This is a genomic window from Bacillus sp. 22483, from assembly GCF_052044605.1.
GTDB classification, from domain to species: domain Bacteria; phylum Bacillota; class Bacilli; order Bacillales; family Bacillaceae; genus Bacillus; species Bacillus altitudinis.
Map to the genome: position 1 here is coordinate 1 of NZ_JBQENU010000024.1, position 1,672 is coordinate 1,672.

General features: G+C 54.2%; 1 rRNA gene. It reads right to left on the bottom strand.

Annotation, left to right across the window (positions count from 1 at the left end):
- Positions 1-22: 22 nt before the first annotated feature.
- Positions 23-1,672 (bottom strand): 23S ribosomal RNA (locus tag ACTJJQ_RS19200); the annotation flags it as partial.

The window sequence follows — 1,672 nt, forward strand, 5'->3', positions numbered from 1 at the left end:
GTTCATTTTTCACATTAGAATATAGGTTAAGTCCTCGATCTATTAGTATCTGTCAGCTCCACGTGTCACCACGCTTCCACCTCAGACCTATCAACCTGATCATCTTTCAGGGATCTTACTTCCTTGCGGAATGGGAAATCTCATCTTGAGGGGGGCTTCATGCTTAGATGCTTTCAGCACTTATCCCGTCCGCACATAGCTACCCAGCGATGCCCTTGGCAGAACAACTGGTACACCAGCGGTGCGTCCATCCCGGTCCTCTCGTACTAAGGACAGCTCCTCTCAAATTTCCTGCGCCCGCGACGGATAGGGACCGAACTGTCTCACGACGTTCTGAACCCAGCTCGCGTACCGCTTTAATGGGCGAACAGCCCAACCCTTGGGACCGACTACAGCCCCAGGATGCGATGAGCCGACATCGAGGTGCCAAACCTCCCCGTCGATGTGGACTCTTGGGGGAGATAAGCCTGTTATCCCCGGGGTAGCTTTTATCCGTTGAGCGATGGCCCTTCCATGCGGAACCACCGGATCACTAAGCCCGACTTTCGTCCCTGCTCGACTTGTAGGTCTCGCAGTCAAGCTCCCTTGTGCCTTTACACTCTGCGAATGATTTCCAACCATTCTGAGGGAACCTTTGGGCGCCTCCGTTACATTTTAGGAGGCGACCGCCCCAGTCAAACTGCCCACCTGACACTGTCTCCCTGCCCGATAAGGGCAGCGGGTTAGAAGGTCAATACAGCCAGGGTAGTATCCCACCGATGCCTCCACCGAAGCTAGCGCTCCGGTTTCCAAGGCTCCTACCTATCCTGTACAAGCTGTACCAACATTCAATATCAGGCTGCAGTAAAGCTCCACGGGGTCTTTCCGTCCTGTCGCGGGTAACCTGCATCTTCACAGGTACTATAATTTCACCGAGTCTCTCGTTGAGACAGTGCCCAGATCGTTGCGCCTTTCGTGCGGGTCGGAACTTACCCGACAAGGAATTTCGCTACCTTAGGACCGTTATAGTTACGGCCGCCGTTTACTGGGGCTTCAATTCGCACCTTCGCTTACGCTAAGCGCTCCTCTTAACCTTCCAGCACCGGGCAGGCGTCAGCCCCTATACTTCGCCTTACGGCTTCGCAGAGACCTGTGTTTTTGCTAAACAGTCGCCTGGGCCTATTCACTGCGGCTTCTCGGGGCTTTAACACCCTAAGAAGCACCCCTTCTCCCGAAGTTACGGGGTCATTTTGCCGAGTTCCTTAACGAGAGTTCTCTCGATCACCTTAGGATTCTCTCCTCGCCTACCTGTGTCGGTTTGCGGTACGGGCACCTCTCACCTCGCTAGAGGCTTTTCTTGGCAGTGTGGAATCAGGAACTTCGCTACTAAATTTCGCTCGCCATCACAGCTCAGCCTTCACGGGAAACGGATTTGCCTATTTCCCAGCCTAACTGCTTGGACGCGGATATCCAATACCGCGCTTACCCTATCCTCCTGCGTCCCCCCATTGCTCAAATGGTGAGGAGGTGGTACAGGAATATCAACCTGTTGTCCATCGCCTACGCCTTTCGGCCTCGGCTTAGGTCCCGACTAACCCTGAGCGGACGAGCCTTCCTCAGGAAACCTTAGGCATTCGGTGGACGGGATTCTCACCCGTCTTTCGCTACTCATACCGGCATTCTCACTTCTAAG